Here is a 15,958-nt window from a genome sequence, read left to right as displayed (position 1 = left end):
GCCTTTGTCGGCGAGTACTCCCGGGGCAAGACCGAACTCATCAATGCGCTGTTCTTCTCGGAGTATGGACAGCGCATGCTGCCCTCCCAAGCCGGGCGAACCACCATGTGCCCGACCGAGCTGTTCTTTGACCGGCCGGCCAATCAGAATTACCTCCTGCTGCTCCCGATTGAGACCCGCACCGGAGAGCTATCTCTGCAGCAACTCCGTAAACAGCCGGAACGCTGGGTCAAGCATGAACTCGATGAACGCGACCCGGAAATCATGCGCGAAGTTCTGGCCGAGGTTGCCAGGGTCAAGAGCGTGCCGCCACAAGAGGCACGAAACCTCGGCTTCGACGAAGCCATGCTCGAGCATGATCGCAACAATCCCGGCAATGTTCTGGTGCCAGCCTGGCGTAACGCGCAGATCAGTATCCGGCACCCCCTGTTCGAACGTGGCCTGCGCATTCTCGACACCCCGGGCCTCAACGCGCTGGGTTCCGAACCCGAACTCACCATCAGCATGCTGCCCCGGGCCCATGCAGTGATTTTCGTGCTCAGCGCCGATACCGGTGTCACTGCCAGTGACATGACCATCTGGAAGGAACACATCGACACCGAACACGCTGATCACCGGGCCGGCCGGTTTGCGGCCCTGAACAAGATCGACGTGCTCTGGGATGATCTACAGGGTGAAAAGCATACCCGGGAAGCCATCGAGCGGGTGCGAAGCTACACCGCCGACCACCTGGGCATCCGCCAGCACGATGTCATCCCGCTATCGGCCAAGCAGGGGCTGCTGGCCCGTGTCCGCCGCGATACCGACTTGTTCGAGCGCTCCAACATCGGCCAGCTGGAACAGCTGATCATCAAGCGCATCCTGATGCACAAGGAGCAGTTGATTACCCAGAGCCTGATCAACGATCTGCTGGGCATGCTCCAGAACAGCCAGGCCGCCATGCAGACCCGACTGGAGGCCCTGGAAGAGGAATTCCAGGCCTGCTCCGGCGCCACTATGGACAAAGCGGCCCTGAGCCGACTCGCGGAGCGGGTACAGAAAGATTATGACTTTTACTACAAGAAGCTCATCTCCCTGCGCTCCAGTCGCCGGCTGGTAGATTCCCAGGGCAAGGCCCTCAAGAACCTGGTCAGCGAGCAACGCTTCGAAGAGCATGCCGAAAAGATCCGGGCATCCATGTCGAAGAGCTGGACCACCGCCGGTATGAACCGGGCCATGGATCACTTCTTCGAACTGCTGGAAGCTGACCTCACCAACCTTATGAGCGAAGGCCACCTGGCGGAGAAGATGGTGGGCGCCATCTACCGGCGCTATAACGAAGATACCCGGGCCCGGCATCTGGAACCCATCCCGCTGCGCGCCGGGCGGCATGTCATCGCCATCCGGGAGCTGCGTAAGAAAGCCAGGCGCTTCCGAATCAGCCCGAAAAACCTGCTCACTGAACAGTCATTGTTGGTGCGTCGTTTTTTCAATGTCATGGTCGGAGAGGCCCGCACCCTGCATAACCGGGTAAGCAAGGACGTTGAACGCTGGCCCTACGAGGCCCTGCTCCCCATCATGCAGTATTCCATGGAACAAAAGCAGCTGCTGGAGCACCAGATCCGACGCCTGCGTGACATGGTCAGAAGCGACCGCGATGGCCGTGCCGAGCGGGAGAAGCTCGAAACCACCATTGCCGACCTGCGTCGCCAGCTTGAACTGGCCGACGGGATGCAGCGGCAGATCCGCAAGCCAGCTCCGACCCTGATCCAGCAGAAGGTGGTAAACATTTCCGGGGTCGTTTAAGCCCGGCCTGCTGACACCGTTCCCGGTTGCAGCCATCCCCACCCGGCTATAAACTGCTGGGCTGGCGATGGCTTTGCTGTCGCTGTTCCAGTTACTTACGGATCGAACCAGGAACCTGTCGCGCCGATGCCCGATTCCCTGCCCGCGGATTCTGTCGGGATAGTTACCCCACAGTCTTACCACTTTGACACTCCCATCGAGCTGGCCTGTGGCCAAGAGCTGGGAAACTACGACCTGGTGGTGGAAACCTATGGCGAACTGAACGCCGACGCCAGTAATGCCGTGCTGATCTGCCACGCCCTCAGCGGCCATCACCATGCCGCCGGCTACCACAGCATGGACGATCGCAAACCAGGATGGTGGGACAGCTGTATCGGCCCGGGCAAACCCATCGACACCAACCGTTTCTTCGTGGTTTCCCTGAACAACCTGGGCGGCTGTCATGGCAGCACCGGCCCGAATTCGGAAAACCCGGCTACGGGCAAACCCTATGGTCCGGAATTCCCCGTGATTACCGTGAGTGACTGGGTGAATAGCCAGGCCCTGCTCGCCGACCGACTGGGCATCCATTGCTGGGCGGCGGTGGTTGGCGGCTCTCTGGGCGGCATGCAGGCACTGCAGTGGAGCCTCGATTACCCCGACCGGCTCCGGCACGCGGTGGTGATTGCCTCCACGCCGAGGCTGACGGCCCAAAACATCGCGTTCAACGAAGTCGCGCGTCAGGCCATTACCTCCGACCGGGAATTCCATGGCGGCCGCTACTACGATTTTGACACACTGCCCCGCCGCGGCCTGATGCTGGCCCGGATGGTCGGCCACATCACCTATCTGTCCGATGCCTCCATGGGTGAGAAGTTTGGTCGGGAGCTGAGGGAAGAGGCCTACAAGTTCGGCTATGACGCCGAATTCCAGGTCGAGAGCTACCTGCGCTACCAGGGCGAGCGGTTTTCCGAAACCTTCGATGCCAACACCTACCTGCTCATGACCCGCGCACTGGATTACTTTGACCCGGCTTATGACCATGGCAGTGACCTGTCCAGAGCCATTGCCGCGGCCGAATGTGAATTCCTGGTACTGTCATTCAGTACGGACTGGCGGTTTACGCCCCAGCGCTCGGAAGAGATGGTGAACGCGATGATCTCCGCCCGGAAGAAAGTCAGCTACGCCGAGATTGACGCGCCCTGGGGGCACGATGCCTTCCTGATCCCCACGCCACGGTATACGGATATCTTCACCGCCTACATGGATCGGGTCGCAAGGGAGGTAGGCGCATGAGACCTGACCTCGAAATCATCCAGCAATGGGTCAAACCCGGTCATCACGTCCTGGATCTGGGGTGTGGTGACGGCACCCTCCTCGACTTCCTGCAGCGGGAACGCCAGGCCACCGGCTTCGGTCTGGAAATCAACCCGGACCACATCACCACCTGCATGGGCAAGGGTGTCGCCGTCATCGAACAGAACCTGGACACCCAGGGCCTGGACAACTTCGATGACGGTATGTTCGACATCGTACTGATGACCCAGGCCCTGCAGGCCGTCCGCCGGCCTGACAAGGTGCTGGATGAAATGCTTCGGCTAGGCCGCGAAGGCATTGTCACCTTCCCCAACTTCGCCCACTGGCGACTTCGCTGGGGCCTGACCCTGAGTGGCCGTATGCCCGAATCCGAGGCACTGCCGTATAAATGGTACAACACCCCCAACATCCGTCTGTGCACCTTCAAGGATTTCGAGGCCCTGTGCCGTCAAAAGGGCATCAGGATCAAGAGCCGACGGGTTGTGGACGGCCAGCACCAGAACAGCTGGTCTGCCCGGTTATGGCCTAACCTGTTGGGGGAGATTGCCATTTACCGCATCACACGGGAGAACGAGCAATGATCAAACAACTCCGGATTTTCACAACCTTTCTGGCGGCCATCCTCCTGACCCTGGCTGGCTTGCAGGCCCAGGCTGCCGGCTCCAGGGACTTCGGCGACTATCAGCTGCACTGGAGTGTACTGCCGAGCACCTTCCTGTCGCCTGAGGTCGCCAGTGCCAACGACCTGCAACGGAGCAAGGGCATCGGCATCGTTAATATTTCCATCATGCAGGAGCAGGACGACGGGACCCTCAAACCCGTCAGCGGCCAGGTGGAAGGCAAGGTCACTAACGATATCCAACAGGTCAATTTCCTGGCGTTCCGTCGCATCCAGGAGGGCGATGCGGTCTACTTCATCGCCGAGTACCAGTACCCCGCCGGTGAGCTGATGACCTTCAACATTACCGCCCGGCCGACCGGTTACCAGCGGGACCTGTCGGTCCGGTTTTCCCACACACTGTTCAGTGACTGAATCATGGCACAGCAACTCGTCATCGCCAGCAACAACAAGGGCAAGATTGCGGAACTGACCGAACTGCTCGCGCCCCTGGGCCTGACGCCAATCGCCCAGGGTGAGCTGGGTGTGGGTGAGGCCGAGGAACCGGCGGCTACCTTTGTTGAAAATGCCATCCTGAAAGCCCGGCATGCCGCCCGGGAAACCGGCCTGCCGGCACTTGCCGACGACAGCGGTATTGCGGTGGACGCCCTGGGCGGCCTGCCCGGCGTCCGCTCCGCCCGGTTTGCCGGCGAAGGTGCCACTGACCCGGACAACATCGAAGCCCTCCTCGATGCCCTGAAGGGCGTTCCCGATGAAGATCGCGGGGCCCAGTTCCATTGCGTGCTGGTCTATCTCCGCCATGCCGATGATCCGACCCCAATTATCTGCCACGGCCGCTGGCCGGGCCAGATTCTGCGCGAGGCCCGGGGCAGCGGCGGCTTCGGCTATGACCCCATCTTCCTCGCGCCGGAACACAATTGCAGCGCCGCGGAACTCAGCCGGACCGAAAAGGGCCGCATCGGCCACCGGGGCCGCGCCCTCGCCCAGCTGATTGAACACCTTAAGGCGGAGCTCTGAGGCCATGCCCGCCACTACCCCGGTGGCGGTGAACCCGCCCCTGAGCCTCTATATCCACGTGCCCTGGTGCGTGCGCAAGTGTCCCTACTGCGACTTCAACTCCCATGCGATCAGGGGCGACATCCCCGAGCAGGCCTACCTGGCAGCGTTGCTGGAGGATCTGGAGCAGGATCTGGCGCTGGTTCGGAACCGGGCCATCCAGACGGTGTTCATCGGCGGAGGCACCCCCTCCCTGATGACGGGGAGTTTCTATTTCCGACTGTTTGAAGCCCTTCGGGAGAAGCTTGCTTTTGCTCCTGATGCGGAAATCACCCTGGAAGCCAACCCCGGCACTCTGGAACAGGGCCGCTTCGAGGCGTTCCGGCAGGCCGGTATCAATCGGCTCTCCATCGGCATCCAGAGCTTCAACCCTGAATACCTGAAAGTGCTTGGTCGCATCCACGATCGCGACTCGGCCCATCGCGCCGTGGAAGCGGCCCGAACTGCCGGCTTCGACAACTTCAACCTGGACCTGATGCATGGCCTTCCGGGACAGACACCGGATAAGGCCCTCTCGGACCTGAGCGAAGCCCTGTCCCATGAGCCGCCTCACCTTTCCTGGTACCAACTGACCCTGGAACCGAACACGGAATTCTACAGTCGCCCGCCGGATCTGCCCGACGACGACCGGCTCTGGGACATCTACCTGGCCGGTGCTGACTTATTGCGGGAGAACGGCTTCGACGACTACGAAGTGTCGGCCTGGTGCCAACCCGGACGAGCCTCCCGGCACAACCTGAATTACTGGACTTTCGGCGATTACCTGGCGCTGGGTGCCGGCGCACACGGAAAGGTCAGCCTGGCGGATGGCAGCATCCGGCGCTACTGGAAAACCCGTCAGCCGGAGGCCTACCTCAATCGTATTGGCAGTCGAACCGCCGGGGTCGAAGCCATTAAGCCGGACGAGCTGCCGCTGGAATTCCTGATGAATGCATTGCGGCTGAAGGCCGGTGTGGCAGAATCGCTGTTTGCGGAACGAACGGGTTTACCCCCGGGGTCAGTTAGGGTACAACTTGGTCAGTTACGTAAGGAAGGATTGCTGGAGAGCCACCGGTTGCAGGCGACGGAGCTTGGCCAGCGATATCTCAACAGCCTGCTGGAGCGTTTTCTTTGATGGACCCGGCACATGGATGGGCAGCCTTGCCAAAAACGCTGAAGACCAGCCTGATCACCACCGTAATCTTGCTGGGCGGCCTGATACTGGTCAATCAGCCACTGCAGACCGGCTCTGCGCCCCAGGGCATTGTCAGTTTCCAGTTCGCTGCTACCGCTGACCAGGCTCACGCCATCCTCCGCAGCTGGCGCTCCGAAGGCGTGCTCTGGGGCCGGGTCTCCCTGTGGCTCGATTTCTTCTTTATCGCGGCTTACCTGTTCGCCCTGATACACCTCACCCGCCACCTGATGCGGGACCGGCCCGGCGTCCGGGAGCGGGTCGTCGGGCGCTGGGTGCGAGCGCTGTTTGTGGCAGCTGGCGCTGCGGATGTCACCGAAAACATTCTGCTGCTGAACAACTTCAACCCGCCCACCGATGTGGTCAGCCTGTCCGCCACGCTCTGTGCGCTGGTCAAGTTTACCGGCCTGACCCTCGGCGTGGCCGGCCTGGTGATTATCCGGGCCGCCCGGCGACACCCTCTCGCCCACGGCTGACCCGGTAACCGGAGATCAGTTGGTGCGATGGAACAGCAGGTCCCAGACACCATGCCCGAGTCGCTCGCCGCGCTTCTCGAACTTGGTAATCGGCCGGTCATCGGGACGCGGTGAGAACTCCCCCGGTTCCTTGGCATTGGCGAAGCCTTCCGATTCGCTCATCACTTCCATCATGTGCTCGGCATAGTTTTCCCAGTCGGTCGCCAGGTGCAGCACGCCGCCTACCCGGAGCTTGTGCCGGAGACGCTGGACAAACTCGGGCTGAATCAATCGGCGCTTGTGGTGCTTCTTCTTCGGCCAGGGATCCGGGAAAAACACCATGACCCGATCAAGGCAGGCATCCGGCAGACACAGGTCGATGACATCATTGGCATCAATGTTGTAGATCCGGACATTTTCCAGGCCCCGGTCCTCGATCTCCTTGAGCAGCGCGCCAATGCCCGGCAGGTGCACTTCCACCCCGATAAAATCCTGTTCCGGCGCGGCCTCGGCCATCTTGGCCAGGGATTTGCCCATCCCGAACCCGATTTCCAGATTGAGCATGGCGTCACGGCCGAACACCTCGCGCGGATCGATCATGCCGTCTTCGCGGCTCAGGCCATACCTGCCCCAACCCCGATCAAAGGCCTTCTTCTGGCCCTCGGTCATACGCCCCTGGCGGAGGACGAAGCTTCGGACACCACGGCGGGTGGTTACCGGCGAATCCGCGGTATCCTTCTGGTCTTGCGGTTCTTTCTGGTCAGTCATCTGGAATCCTTAACCGCGGGCTGCGGGTTCTGGTTAACAATCTGGGCCACAGTTTACCAGAGTCCGTCGGGTCAGGCGGATACCACCGAGTGCCGGCCCTGCTGTCGGTCGAGCTGGCGGTAGCCGAGCGCTTCCACAAGGTGCGCGTAGGAGACTGTCTCAACCGCCTCCAGATCCGCCAGTGTGCGTGCCAGCCTCAAGATACGGTGCAGCGCCCGGGCGGACAGCCCCAGCCGTTCCATGGCGCCGGCCAGCATCCGCTCACTGTCGGTATCGAGGCGGCAGGTGTCCTGCAGGGCACGGCCGGACAACAGAGCATTGAGCTGCCCCCGTTCCAGCTGACGCGACCGGGCAAGTTCCACCCGGGTACGCACCGAGGCACTGGTTTCCTCTTCCGTACCCGGTTGCATCAGCACCTCGCCGCTTTGCACCGGCACCTCCACGTGCAGGTCGAAACGGTCCAGCAAAGGCCCCGAGATCTTCGAGCGGTATCGCATCACCTGGGAAGGCGTGCACTGACAGTCGATGGAGGGGTGACCGCTGTAACCACAGGGGCAGGGGTTCATCGCCCCGACGACCTGGAAACGGGCCGGGAAACGCACCTGCCGGGCGGCCCGGCTAATGGCGATTTCGCCGGTCTCCATCGGTTCCCTCAGCACCTCCAGCACCCGGCGCTCAAACTCCGGCAACTCATCCAGGAAGAGTACGCCCCCGTGCGCGAGGGAGATCTCACCCGGGCGGGGACTGCTGCCACCACCCACCAGGGCCACGGCCGACGCGGTATGATGCGGCGCGCGAAACGGAGGTTCCCGCCAGCGCCCTTCCCGAACCGGCAGTCCTGCCACCGAATGTACGCTCGCCACCTCCATGGCAGCGTCATCGGTCAGCAATGGCAGAATGCCGGGCAAACGACTCGCCAGCATGCTCTTGCCGGTTCCCGGCGGACCGAACAGCAACAGGTTATGACCACCCGCTGCGGCCACCTCCAGCGCCCGACGGGGCACCCGCTGGCCCCGGACCTCGGAAAGATCGGCCACCGGCTGGCGGTCACCCGAGGCCTGCTCCCGGGTCGCGCCGGGGACTGGAACCAGCCGGGCCCGGCCGGACAAATGCTCGCTCACCGTCAGGATGTGGGCGGCCGCCAGTACATCATCCCGGCTCGCCAGCGCGGCTTCTTCGGAGTTGGCCTGGGGCACCAACAGCTGGCGCCCCTCACTCCGTGCTGCCAGCACGGCCGGGAGAATACCCTTGAGAGGCCGAAGTGCGCCATCGAGGGACAGTTCGCCAACAAACTCGCAGCCTTGCAGGCTCTGCTCCGGAATCTGCCCTGAGGCCGCCAGGATGCCCAGGGCAATCGGCAGGTCAAAGCGCCCGCCCTCTTTGGGCAGATCGGCAGGAGCAAGATTGATGGTGATGCGTTTGGCGGGGAATTCGAAACCGGCATTCAGCAACGCACTGCGAACCCGCTCCTTGCTTTCACGAACAGCGGTTTCCGGCAATCCGACGATAGACAGGGCGGGCAGGCCGCCGGAGAGATGGACCTCCACGGTAACCGCGGGAGCCGACACGCCAATGCTGGCGCGCGAGTGGACAATTGCAAGCATGATGACCTTCCTTGGCTCGTTCCGGCGGGCATCCTGCCCACCAACAGGGCATTACTTGCCCTGGAGTTTCTGTTCCAGCTCGGCGACGCGGGACTCCAGTGCTTCCACCTTTTCCCGGGTCTTCATCAGTACCGCCTGCTGGGCATCAAATTCTTCCCGGGTCACCAGTTCCAGGCGCGACAGGACCGACATCACTGTGGCGCGAGCCTGGGTTTCAAAGTCTTCCCGGGCGGCACGGGCCATGTCGGGGACGAACTGACCGAATTGGCCCTGTAGCTGAGCAAGTATATCCTGCGGACCTTTCACGTGTTACCTCACTGGTTCCCAATCTTGCGGATTCCGGCCTGAGCCGGCCACCAAAAAGCAGTTCCGGGAGTGTATCACACACGCGGGCCTGCCATACTGTTGCCCGTCAGCTATATAATGGCTGCCGTCGCGGCACGGCGAATGGCTTCAAAATGGACCGCCGGGCGATGAGCCGCCCTCTTTTGGTGCGCAGTCTTGCGCCAATCTGGGACAGGCTACATATATCTTGTTGTTTTATAATCATTTTTTTGCGTTGGCATACCCGATGCTAGAACACTCGTACGCAATCCGCACAATTGGTGTGCGAGGTGGCAGCATCCCGAACTCAACAATCGGCCGACGGGCCCTCACTGTTGGGACGGCTTTACCAAGGAGAAAGCAATGAAACTTGTGACAGCGATCATCAAGCCTTTCAAATTGGATGATGTCCGTGAGGCACTATCCGAGATTGGCGTTCAAGGCGTAACCGTCACTGAAGTCAAAGGCTTCGGTCGGCAAAAAGGCCACACCGAGCTTTATCGTGGCGCTGAATATGTGGTGGATTTCCTGCCCAAGGTCAAGGTCGAGATCGCCATCGGCGACAACCTGCTGGACCAGGTTATCGAGTCGATCACCAAGGCAGCCAACACCGGCAAGATCGGTGACGGCAAGATCTTCGTGACCGAGCTGCAACAGGCGATCCGCATCCGGACCGGTGAAACCGGCGAAGAAGCGGTCTGAACCTGACCTGACCACTCAGTCAGCCAACGCAAAAAACCTATAACCTGAAGAGCCTTGTGCGGAGGGCTTCAAATGGAAAGCAATCTTTTTCACCTGCAATACGCTATAGATACGTTTTATTTTCTGGTGTGCGGCGCATTAGTCATGTGGATGGCCGCCGGCTTTGCCATGCTTGAATCCGGCCTGGTGCGGGCCAAGAACACCACTGAAATCCTGACCAAGAACGTCGCGCTGTTCGCGATTTCCTGCATCATGTACCTGGTCTGCGGGTATGCCATCATGTACGGCGGCAGCATCTTCCTGTCCGGCATTGCCGACGTGGATGTTGCTGGCGTGCTGGGCGATTTCGCCGGCCGTGAGGACGGCTTCGAGGGTGGCTCCATATACTCCGGCGCCTCTGACTTCTTCTTCCAGGTAGTCTTTGTTGCCACGGCGATGTCCATCGTCTCCGGTGCAGTGGCTGAGCGCATGAAGCTCTGGGCCTTCCTCGTTTTTGCAGTATTCATGACCGGCTTCATCTATCCGATGGAAGGTGCCTGGACCTGGGGCGGTGCCTCTGTGTTCGGCATATACAACCTGGGCGACCTCGGCTTCAGTGACTTTGCCGGCTCCGGTATCGTGCACATGGCCGGTGCCGCTGCGGCCCTGGCTGGCGTCCTCCTGCTGGGTGCCCGTAAAGGAAAGTACGGCCCGAACGGCGAGATCCGCGCCTTCCCGGGTGCCAACCTGCCGCTGGCTACCCTCGGCACCTTCATCCTGTGGATGGGCTGGTTCGGCTTCAACGGCGGTTCTGTCCTGAAACTGGGCGACATCGCCAGCGCCAACTCCGTGGCAATGGTGTTCCTGAACACCAACACCGCAGCTGCCGGTGGCGCGGTTGCGGCGCTGATCACCGCTCGCCTGATGTTCGGCAAGGCCGACCTGACCATGCTGCTGAACGGCGCCCTGGCCGGGCTGGTAGTGATCACTGCCGAGCCGTCTACACCGAGCGCCCTGACGGCCACCCTCTTCGGTGCCATCGGCGGTGTCCTGGTCGTGCTCAGCATCGTGACCATGGACAAGCTGCGCATCGACGATCCGGTGGGTGCTATCTCCGTGCACGGCGTGTGCGGTCTGCTCGGTCTGCTGCTGGTGCCGGTTACCAACGGTGACGTCAGCTTCAGCGGCCAGATCATCGGCGCGCTCACCATCTTCATCTGGGTCTTCGTCGCCAGCCTGGTTGTCTGGGGCATCCTGAAGGCCGTCATCGGCCTGCGGGTCAGCGAGGAAGACGAGTACGAGGGTGTGGACCTGTCCGAATGTGGTATGGAAGCCTATCCGGAGTTTGTCAGCGGCAAGCAGTAAGGCCGCTGTGAAGGAGGGGTCAGATGAAGGACTTCATCTGACCCCGGAGGTCGCGGATTTGAACCTGAAGTGACAACGCGGGTCAGATGAAAGCTTTCATCTGCCCCCTTCTTTATTCAGACACTCTGGTACAAGGCATCGTCAGCGTGGCGAAGGTATAGAAGCAACTCCATTTGCGCCTCCTTCATACTGTCGAACGGCCCCTCCATGGTTCCCTCCCGGGTCTGGAAATACCACTGACCGTTGATCACCTCAAAACGCTTACTGCGGAACCAGTGACGTTCCTGCTCCCCCTTGCGCACATCCATAACGACTTCCTCTTACAGCTTCCTCTGGCTGAAACCAACGCGAATGATCGAAAGACGATCACTGCCTAAAGTCTAGATCAGACTCGGGAAGTGTCTACTTTTGCGTCACGCTTCCCCCGGAATAACCGGATCCCCGAGGGCATCCATCATGAATTGCGGCATGGCCAGGGCACCGTGATGAACGCCCGGGTTGTAGTAGCGGGTGACAAACGGGCGGTTACCCGCGTCTTCCTCGCGGAAATAACGCAACGGGTTCGTCTTGCTGGCCATGGTGCAGCTCCACCAGCCCGTCGGATAGACCGGCTGAGGAAACGGCAAGGTCTGTACATGCTCGAAACCGGCCTTGAGCATGTCTTCATGAATCGACTTGATGATCGTGTCTGTGTGCAGCAGCGGCGACTCACTCTGCTGCACGATGATGCCACCTTCCCTGAGTGCCAGCATGGCGTCCCGGTAGAAATCCAGGGCGAACAGGCCTTCGGCGGGGCCGACGGGATCGGTGCTGTCGATGATGATCAGATCAACGCTGTTCGGCTCGATATCACGCATCCACTGGATACCGTCACCGAAAAAGAAGTTGGCCCGGGGGTCGTCATTGGTCTCGCACAGTTCCGGAAAATACTTCTCGGACATGCGGGTCACCCGCTCGTCAATTTCCACCTGCCAGGCTTCTTCCACCCCCGGATGCTTCAGCACTTCCTTGAGGGTGCCACAGTCACCACCCCCGACAATGACCACTTTTTTCGGATCCTTGTGGGTGAACAGGGCCGGATGGGTCATCATCTCGTGGTACAGGAAGTTGTCACGGGTGGTCAGCATCACGCAGCCATCCAGCACCATCAAGTTGCCGAAGGTTTCGGTCTCGTAGATTTCGAGTTTCTGGAACGGTGTCTGTTCCTCATGCAGTTTCTTCTTCACCTGCAGGGAAAAAGCCGTACCCTGATCCTGAAAGACCTCGGTAAACCATCCCTCGTTCAATGCTGTCATGTGTTGCCTCCCGCTGTGCACCATGGGCTATGTTGAAAGGGGCGTATTGTAGGGCCGGGATCCCGGCAGCCAAAGCATTTATGGCGTCCCGGAAGCATGTATTTTCCACATCCGGTTCTTTCAGCCAACGGATGTTGGCCCTACAATGGCGCCCATATTCCCGGCACCCGTCCGGCCCGGTTTCCTGACAGGATAGCAAGCATGAGCGAAGCCAGCGGCACCCCTGCCCACAAGGTCTACAACATCGCGCACTGGAGCGACGGTTACATTGGTGTCAACCCGCAGGGTGAGGTCCTGATAAGACCGGACCGGGGCCGCACCCGGGCTGCCATCAACCTGCCCGAACTGACCCGCAGCCTCAGCCAGTCCGGAGTGCAGCTGCCGGTACTTATCCGTTTCACCGATATCCTTCATGACCGGGTCAACACGCTTTGCAACGCGTTTAACCGTGTTGCCACGGATCAGGGCTTCCGGGGTCGCTACACCGCCGTCTACCCGATCAAGGTCAATCAGCAGCGCCGGGTGGTGGAAGAACTGCTGGCGGCAGAACCCGCTGCCTCCGCCGGCCAGATTGGCCTCGAGGCGGGCAGCAAGCCCGAACTGATGGCGGTACTGGCGATGTCCCGCCAGAACGGCTCAGTGATTGTTTGCAACGGCTACAAGGACCGTGAATACATTCGTCTTGCCCTGATTGGCCAGAAACTGGGGCATCGGGTCTTTATCGTGGTCGAGAAACAATCCGAATTGCCCCTGATCCTGGAGCAGGCCCGGGAGCTTGAGGTGACCCCGCTGATCGGTGTCCGTGCCCGCCTGGCCACCATCGGCAAGGGCAACTGGCAGAACACCGGGGGCGAGAAATCGAAGTTTGGCCTCTCCGCCAGCCAGGTCCTGGATGTGGTGAAAACCCTGCGCGACGCCAGCGCCCTGAGTTCCCTGCAACTGCTCCACTTCCATCTTGGCTCGCAGATTGCCAACATCCGGGATATCCAGACCGGCCTGAAGGAATGCGCCCGCTTCTACGCCGAGCTTCACAGTCTTGGGGCACCCATCGGAACCGTGGATATCGGCGGCGGGCTGGGCGTGGATTACGAAGGCACCCGTTCCCGCAGCAGCTGTTCCATGAACTACAGTGTGTCGGAATACGCCTACAACGTGGTTCATTTACTCCAGGCCGAATGCGAGCGCCAGGGCATTCCGCACCCCGACCTCATCAGTGAGTCCGGGCGAGCCCTGACCGCCCACCACTCGGTGCTGGTCACCAACGTCATCGACCAGGAGCAGCCAGACAACCGCAACCCCGTCGAACCAGAGGCAGAGGCGCCAGCGCCCCTGCACGACCTCTGGCGCGACCTGGCCAGCCTTGAGGACAGAGAATCCCCCCGCTCGCTGGCGGAGATCTACCACGACGTGCTGCATGCCATGGCCGAAGTGCACAGCCAGTTTGCCCACGGCCTGCTGTCACTGACCGAACGGGCCCAAGCCGAAACCCTGTATACCCGGTGCTGCCGGCTGCTCAAGAGCCGGCTCGACAGCGCCAATCGTGCCCACCGGGAAATCATTGACGAGCTCAATGAGAAGCTGGCCGACAAGCTGTTCGTGAACTTCTCGCTGTTCCAGTCCCTGCCGGATGTCTGGGGCATCGACCAGATTTTCCCGGTAATGCCCATCAATGGTCTGAACCGCCCCCTGACCCGGCGTGCCGTCATCCAGGACATCACCTGCGATTCCGACGGCCGTATCGACCAGTACGTGGACGGTCAGGGCATCGAGACCACCCTGCCCCTGCCGGAAGAGAACGGTGACGGGCCTCTGCTGATGGGCTTCTTCATGACTGGCGCCTACCAGGAAATACTGGGCGACATGCACAACCTGTTCGGCGACACCCACTCCGTGGACGTCCGCCTGGACGACGAGGGCGGTTATGCTATCGGCGAACCCATTACGGGCGACACGGTGGCCAAGGTGCTGCGCTACGTGAATTTCGAGCCGGAGCAGCTGCTGGAAGCCTATCGCCGCAAGTTCTCCGCCAGCGAGCTGCCAGAAAGCCAACAGAAGGCCCTGTTGGCTGAATTGGCCGCGGGACTCGAAGGTTACACCTACCTGGAGGAATAGCCGCCGCCGGTGCGGTCGGACACCCAGGCCGCAACGGAAAACTTTCCCGATTTTTTGTGGTCTCACTAATCCGGTCCCTTTATGCCCTCGTAAATCCTGCGACTGACAAACCCGCGACGAGTGCATAGAATGATGACCAGAACAAGCTCAAGCCACGCGACTGTCAAGGAGCGTCCGGTGACGACACTGGATCCGAAACCAGCAAAAGCCGAGGGCCGCAAGGACCGCTGGAGCCAGTTGCTGGACAAAGTGGGCAAACACCAGGACCGCGAGGCCTACCACGCACTGTTCAAGCACTTTGGCCCGCAGATCAAGTATTACGCCATGGCCAATGGCCTGGCGAGCCACGCGGAAGAACTGGTGCAGGAAGTGTTTGTCTCGATCTGGAGGCGCTCCTGTCTCTATGACTGGCGGAAGGCGGCGGCCTCCACCTGGATTTTTACCATCGCCCGTAACCAGCGCATCGACATACTGCGCAAAATGCAGAGATCCAGCGCCGAGATGCTGGTGGAGACCGAAGACCTCTGGCAGATCCCTGGCGACAACGAGGATGAACCGGTTACCTCTCTGCACCGTCTTATGTCTGAGCGGCGAATCCGCGAATCACTGAGTCACCTGCCCGAGGAGCAGATCACAGTGATTGCCAAGGTTTACATGGAGAACAAGTCCCACCAGATGGTTGCGGACGAGCTGAACATCCCCCTTGGTACGGTAAAAAGCCGGGTTCGCCTGGCCCTGAACAAGTTGAAAGTGATTTTGCAGGATCAGAACGTATGACACGGCACCATCCCGACAGCCTGACTCTCATGGAGTACAGCGCAGGAAACCTGAGCGAGCCCCATGCCCTGTGTATCCGGCTCCACCTGGACAAGTGCCCGCATTGCCGGAGCCGTGTTGACACGCTGGACAGCCTGGGTGCCGTGATGATGGAAGAGCAGCCCAGGGCCAGCGTCTCTGAGAGCATATTCGATAACATCCTGTCCCGTATTGACAGTGAGCCCATCAACGAACCGGTCCAACCGGCTCCGCCGAGGATGAGCGCACTGCAGAAGCTGCTCGGCGAGGGCCTGAACGAACTGCCCTGGAAAAGACAACTGGGTGATGTCAGCGTGCTGGATATCAGTGAGAAATTTCCCGGGCAGAGCGAACAGGTGGTTTTGCAAAAGCTGGTAGCCGGAGGCAAAGCGCCGGCTCACACCCATCGGGGCAATGAAACCACAATTGTCCTGCAGGGCGCGTTCGCTGACCAGAATGGTGTGTTCAACCAGTGGGATTTCGTAGTGCTCAATGAACAGGACGAGCACAAGCCGGTTGCGGTTGGGTGCGAAGACTGCATTACGTTGTCTGTGCTCAGCGCTCCGGTGAAGCTGACGGGCAGGTTTACACGCCTTCTCAACCCGTTTATTCGATAGCTAGCTACCTTTAGC

17 protein-coding genes are annotated in these 15,958 nt (G+C 60.7%); 12 read left to right on the top strand and 5 right to left on the bottom strand.

Annotation, left to right across the window (positions count from 1 at the left end):
• From R6W86_RS10045 to R6W86_RS10015, 7 genes are all read left to right on the top strand, one after another.
• Positions 1-1,785: dynamin family protein (locus R6W86_RS10045; RefSeq protein WP_410329219.1), on the top strand; the 1,785-nt coding region annotated here is incomplete at its 5' end.
• 126 nt (positions 1,786-1,911) lie between these two features.
• On the top strand, positions 1,912-3,060 hold the full coding sequence (locus tag R6W86_RS10040; protein WP_410329218.1) for a homoserine O-acetyltransferase: 1,149 nt from the start codon (positions 1,912-1,914) through the stop codon (positions 3,058-3,060).
• Complete coding sequence (gene metW / locus R6W86_RS10035) at positions 3,057-3,662, top strand: methionine biosynthesis protein MetW (protein ID WP_410329217.1); 606 nt, start codon at positions 3,057-3,059, stop codon at positions 3,660-3,662. The genes R6W86_RS10040 and metW overlap by 4 nt, the downstream gene beginning before the upstream one ends.
• On the top strand, positions 3,659-4,114 hold the full coding sequence (locus tag R6W86_RS10030) for a DUF4426 domain-containing protein (protein ID WP_410329216.1): 456 nt from the start codon (positions 3,659-3,661) through the stop codon (positions 4,112-4,114). The genes metW and R6W86_RS10030 overlap by 4 nt, the downstream gene beginning before the upstream one ends.
• Positions 4,115-4,117: 3 nt before the next feature.
• The gene (gene rdgB / locus R6W86_RS10025) at positions 4,118-4,717 is read left to right on the top strand and encodes an RdgB/HAM1 family non-canonical purine NTP pyrophosphatase (protein WP_410329215.1); all 600 of its coding nucleotides are present in this window, start codon (positions 4,118-4,120) and stop codon (positions 4,715-4,717) included.
• A gap of 4 nt (positions 4,718-4,721) precedes the next feature.
• Positions 4,722-5,870 carry a radical SAM family heme chaperone HemW gene (gene hemW / locus R6W86_RS10020; protein ID WP_410329214.1) on the top strand — a complete coding sequence of 383 codons (1,149 nt, stop codon included), beginning with the start codon at positions 4,722-4,724 and terminating at the stop codon, positions 5,868-5,870.
• Positions 5,870-6,403, top strand: a complete 534-nt coding sequence (locus R6W86_RS10015; protein ID WP_410329213.1) for a hypothetical protein — start codon at positions 5,870-5,872, stop codon at positions 6,401-6,403. Before hemW ends, R6W86_RS10015 begins: the two co-directional genes overlap by 1 nt.
• 15 nt (positions 6,404-6,418) lie before the next feature.
• Here the strand turns inward: R6W86_RS10015 and trmB are convergent, their stop codons facing one another.
• The 3 genes from trmB to R6W86_RS10000 form a co-directional block, all read right to left on the bottom strand.
• Positions 6,419-7,150, bottom strand: coding sequence for a tRNA (guanosine(46)-N7)-methyltransferase TrmB (gene trmB / locus R6W86_RS10010; RefSeq protein ID WP_410329212.1), 732 nt, complete (start codon positions 7,148-7,150; stop codon positions 6,419-6,421).
• 71 nt (positions 7,151-7,221) lie between these two features.
• On the bottom strand, positions 7,222-8,754 hold the full coding sequence (locus R6W86_RS10005; RefSeq protein WP_410329211.1) for a YifB family Mg chelatase-like AAA ATPase: 1,533 nt from the start codon (positions 8,752-8,754) through the stop codon (positions 7,222-7,224).
• A 51-nt stretch (positions 8,755-8,805) separates the two neighbouring features.
• Positions 8,806-9,060 carry an accessory factor UbiK family protein gene (locus tag R6W86_RS10000; protein WP_091997387.1) on the bottom strand — a complete coding sequence of 85 codons (255 nt, stop codon included), beginning with the start codon at positions 9,058-9,060 and terminating at the stop codon, positions 8,806-8,808.
• A 381-nt stretch (positions 9,061-9,441) separates the two neighbouring features.
• Between R6W86_RS10000 and glnK the strand changes: the two genes are divergently transcribed.
• Positions 9,442-9,780 carry a P-II family nitrogen regulator gene (gene glnK / locus R6W86_RS09995; RefSeq protein ID WP_091997389.1) on the top strand — a complete coding sequence of 113 codons (339 nt, stop codon included), beginning with the start codon at positions 9,442-9,444 and terminating at the stop codon, positions 9,778-9,780.
• A 72-nt stretch (positions 9,781-9,852) separates the two neighbouring features.
• Positions 9,853-11,124 (top strand): ammonium transporter, encoded by a 1,272-nt coding sequence (locus R6W86_RS09990; RefSeq protein ID WP_410329210.1) that lies wholly within the window; start codon positions 9,853-9,855, stop codon positions 11,122-11,124.
• Positions 11,125-11,240: 116 nt separating this feature from the next.
• On the opposite strand, the gene R6W86_RS09985 is transcribed toward R6W86_RS09990, so the two are convergent.
• On the bottom strand, positions 11,241-11,432 hold the full coding sequence (locus R6W86_RS09985; RefSeq protein WP_410329209.1) for a DUF6316 family protein: 192 nt from the start codon (positions 11,430-11,432) through the stop codon (positions 11,241-11,243).
• A 105-nt stretch (positions 11,433-11,537) separates the two neighbouring features.
• Positions 11,538-12,419: a polyamine aminopropyltransferase gene (gene speE, locus R6W86_RS09980; protein WP_410329208.1), complete on the bottom strand. Its 882-nt coding sequence runs from the start codon at positions 12,417-12,419 to the stop codon at positions 11,538-11,540.
• Between the two features lie 201 nt (positions 12,420-12,620).
• On the opposite strand from speE, the gene speA reads away from it, so the two are divergent.
• The 3 genes from speA (at position 12,621) to R6W86_RS09965 (ending at position 15,943) form a co-directional block, all read left to right on the top strand.
• Positions 12,621-14,531 (top strand): biosynthetic arginine decarboxylase, encoded by a 1,911-nt coding sequence (speA, locus tag R6W86_RS09975; protein ID WP_410329207.1) that lies wholly within the window; start codon positions 12,621-12,623, stop codon positions 14,529-14,531.
• 177 nt (positions 14,532-14,708) lie between these two features.
• Positions 14,709-15,308: a sigma-70 family RNA polymerase sigma factor gene (locus R6W86_RS09970; protein WP_410329206.1), complete on the top strand. Its 600-nt coding sequence runs from the start codon at positions 14,709-14,711 to the stop codon at positions 15,306-15,308.
• Entirely contained in the window at positions 15,305-15,943 is a 639-nt protein-coding gene (locus tag R6W86_RS09965) for a ChrR family anti-sigma-E factor (protein ID WP_410329205.1), read from the top strand. The genes R6W86_RS09970 and R6W86_RS09965 overlap by 4 nt, the downstream gene beginning before the upstream one ends.
• Positions 15,944-15,958: the final 15 nt, after the last annotated feature.

The organism is Marinobacter sp. (assembly GCF_046484525.1).
In the GTDB taxonomy this organism is placed as follows: Bacteria; Pseudomonadota; Gammaproteobacteria; order Pseudomonadales; family Oleiphilaceae; genus Marinobacter.
The sequence above is the reverse complement of the archived record's forward strand: the minus strand, read 5'-3'. Positions and strand labels throughout refer to the sequence as shown.